The organism is Salinicola sp. (genome assembly GCF_982684285.1).
In genome coordinates this window covers 1-3,279 of sequence record NZ_CEXLVS010000058.1, presented here as the reverse complement: position 1 = coordinate 3,279, position 3,279 = coordinate 1, and the positions used below count along the sequence as shown (strand labels likewise).

Genomic DNA, 3,279 nt, shown 5'->3' with positions numbered 1-3,279 from the left:
TCCGGCAACGACCGCTATCGCAGGCTCCTGGGCGGGTACTTTACTCAGCGCGAGACGCAGCCCGCCACGCGGGACCGACGGATTATCGGAATTCGGCAGAATGCACCGAGAGAGGGGCGGTTCGGCGCATCAACTGCGCCAGGCAGGTGGACACTCGGCACCCTGTGCTGGACGTTCCGCCATACGATGGGAGCAGACGACGACGGTGGCTCTCGAGGTCTCCCGACTCGATGGCGTTCCACGTATCCCTCACGGCAAGGTCCCCCATGGCGAGCTTCGATCCCGATCGCATTTCCCTTCCTGGCGGGCACTACATTCACGGTCGTCTCGTCCGGGAGACTGGGACGCTTCCGGTTTCCCGGCCGTCGGACGGCAAGGTCTACGCGATGCTGCCCAGTGCCGATGCCGGGTATGTCGATGCCGCCGTCGACAGCGCGCGGCGCGCGTTCGGCGGCAGCGATTGGGCGCGTCGTCCGCCGCGCGACCGGGCCAGGGCGATGCGCCGCTGGGCGGATCTGATCGAGGCCGACATCGATTATCTCGCGGCGCTGGAGTCCCTCGGTTCCACCCGGCCCATCGACCAGGCCCGCGCCTGGGATGTGCCCTATACCGCCGAAGGCATTCGCTTCTTCGCCGAGTTCGCCGACAAGTGCGGTGGCGAAGTGGCGGCCACGGCGCACGATCATCTGGGGATGCAGATCGCCGAGCCGCTCGGGGTGGTGGGGGCCATCGCGCCGTGGAACTTCCCGCTCAGCATGACCTGCTGGAAGGTCGCGCCGGCGCTGGCGGCCGGCAACACGGTGGTCTTGAAACCGTCGGAGATGACGCCGTTCTCGGCGGTGCGGCTGGCCACGCTGGCGGTGGAGGCGGGCATTCCCCCCGGGGTATTCAACGTGATCCAGGGCAGTGGACCGGTCGCCGGAGAGGCGCTCTGCCGGCATCCCGGTGTCGCCAAGGTGACGTTCACCGGCTCGACCGGGACCGGTCGCGCGGTCATGCGCGCCTGTGCCGAGACCGGACCGAAACCGGTCACGCTGGAGCTGGGCGGCAAGAGTCCGCAACTGGTTTTTGCCGACGTGCCCGATCTCGAGCGCACCGCGCAGACCCTGGCCGCCGCCATCACCGGCAACGCCGGCCAGGTCTGCGTCGCCGGCTCGCGACTGCTGGTCGAGCGGCCGCTGCTGGAACCGCTGGTCGAGCGCCTGCGGCAACGCTTCGCCACGCTGGAGCCTGGCTTGACCTGGCATGCGGGTACGCGATTTTCGCCGCTCATTTCCGACGCCCAGGCCAGACGCGTGGAGACGATCGTCTCCCGCGCCCGCGAGGCCGGGGCCGAGCTCCTCACCGGCGGAACCCGCTTCGACACCGAGAGCGGGGGCTGCTTCTATCGACCGACGATCCTGCAGGTGGGGGCTTCCGACAATCCGGCCGTGCGTGAGGAGATCTTCGGCCCCGTGCTGACGATCCAGGCTTTCGACGACGAAGAGGAGGCGCTGGGCCTGGCCGAACACGAGATCTACGGGCTCGCGGCGGGGGTGCACACCGCCGACCTGGGGCGGGCGCTGCGGGCGGTCCGGCGGCTGTCGGCGGGCACCGTGTGGGTCAACCGCTATGGACGCAGCCGCGACTACATCCTGCCTACGGGTGGCTACAAGCGTTCCGGGATCGGCCGCGACCTGGGCCGGGCGGCCTATGAGGCCAATCTGCACCACAAGAGCGTGCTGATCGACCTGACCCCGTGAGGTTCCGCATCCCCCATCCAATACGTCGCCGGCCTGGCTGGCGTCGTCCAAACCGACAAGAGGCTCTCGATCATGTTCGTCAATGTGGATCCCGTTTTTGACAGTCCCGACTTTCCCGAGCAGGTGGATGTGGTGGTGATCGGCGGCGGCATCCTGGGTACTTGTGCCGCTTATGAGCTGGCCCGCCGGGGTATCTCGGTGGCGCTGCTGGAGAAGGGGCTGATCGGTTGCGAGCAGTCGAGTCGCAACTGGGGCTGGGTGCGTCAACAGAACCGCGCCCTGTATGAGCTGCCGCTGGCGATGCACAGCCTGAGCCGCTGGGAGGCCCTGTCGAAGGAGGTCGGGCGTGACGTCGGTTTTCGGCGCAGCGGCATCGTCTATACCACCGACAGCCAGGAGAGCCTGGATAAGTGGGAAACCTGGGGGCGCCAGGCCCGCGAACAGGGCTTCGTCTGTCACATGCTGAGCGCTGGGGAGGCGCATGAGCGCTCGCCCGGTACCACCTCGCGCTGGCTGGGCGGGGTCTGGTCGCCCACCGATGGTCGTGCCGAGCCGGCCATGGCGTGTCCGGCGATCGCGCACGGAGCCCAGGCGCACGGCGCGTCTGTGCATCAGAACTGTGCGGTGCGCGGACTGGATCTCACCGCGGGCCGTGTCAGCGGGGTATGGACCGAGCGCGGGTTGATCCGCACCTCGAGCGTGATCTGCGCCGGGGGCGCCTGGAGCTCGCGGTTTTGCCGGCGTCACGGGGTGGACCTGCCCTCGGCCAACATCATGGGCACCGCCATTCAAACCACGGCGGCGCCCGAAGTGACTCCCGGCTGCCTGACCACACCGAAAATCGCACTGCGGCGGCGGCTCGATGGCAGCTATACGTTGGCCATGCCCGGGCTGGGCCGGGGCGAGAACAGCCCCCAGGGGCTGCGTTACGCCACCCGATTCTACAGCGCCTATCGCAGCAAGCTGGCCAAGAAGCTCCAGATCAGGCTGGGGCGCTCTTTCTTCAGCGGCCCGGAAGCGGCCGGACGCTGGGAGTTCGACCAAGTCTCGCCGTTCGAACGGCAGCGCATTCTCGACCCCATGCCGGACATGGCGCTGGCCCGGGCGACGCTGGCCGGGCTGCACGCCGAGTATCCGGCGCTGAAGGGGGTGCATCTGGCACGTGCCTGGGCCGGCATGATCGATACGACACCGGATCTGGTGCCGGTGATCTCGCCGATCGAAGCGATCCCGGGCTTCACGGTCGCGTCCGGCTGCAGCGGCCACGGCTTCGGCATCGGTCCCGCGTCCGGGCAACTGGCGGCGGACATCGCCACCGGTGCCACGCCGGCGGTGGACCCGGCCCCTTTCCATCTGTCGCGCTTTTCCGATGGCAGTCGCATCCGACAGCCCGAGATGATGTGAATCCGTCGCCGCAGCCTGTGCTGTTCCTGGATCCAAAAAGGGCGATTTGTGCCAGCCCGGCACCCGCTTTCAGCGTCAGCCACCGTGGACCTGGTGCTGTAATGAAGGCGATCGGATCGGCACTGGTTCGCGC

Annotated in this window: 2 protein-coding genes; both read left to right on the top strand. The window is 68.3% G+C overall.

Translation table 11 applies throughout. From position 1 onward, the window contains the following. The first annotated feature begins 266 nt into the window (after nt 1–266). On the top strand, nt 267–1,742 hold the full coding sequence (locus tag AC3AYF_RS07170) for an aldehyde dehydrogenase family protein (RefSeq protein WP_295037088.1): 1,476 nt from the start codon (nt 267–269) through the stop codon (nt 1,740–1,742). Between the two features lie 72 nt (nt 1,743–1,814). After that, the gene (locus AC3AYF_RS07165) at nt 1,815–3,146 is read left to right on the top strand and encodes an NAD(P)/FAD-dependent oxidoreductase (RefSeq protein WP_295037090.1); all 1,332 of its coding nucleotides are present in this window, start codon (nt 1,815–1,817) and stop codon (nt 3,144–3,146) included. The last annotated feature ends 133 nt before the right edge of the window (nt 3,147–3,279 follow it).

What these genes read in the sequence shown, in the direction of transcription:
- AC3AYF_RS07170 (WP_295037088.1), top strand. Translation starts at nt 267, where the DNA reads ATGGCGAGCTTCGATCCCGATCGCATTTCCCTTCCTGGCGGGCACTAC.
- AC3AYF_RS07165 (WP_295037090.1), top strand. Translation starts at nt 1,815, where the DNA reads ATGTTCGTCAATGTGGATCCCGTTTTTGACAGTCCCGACTTTCCCGAG.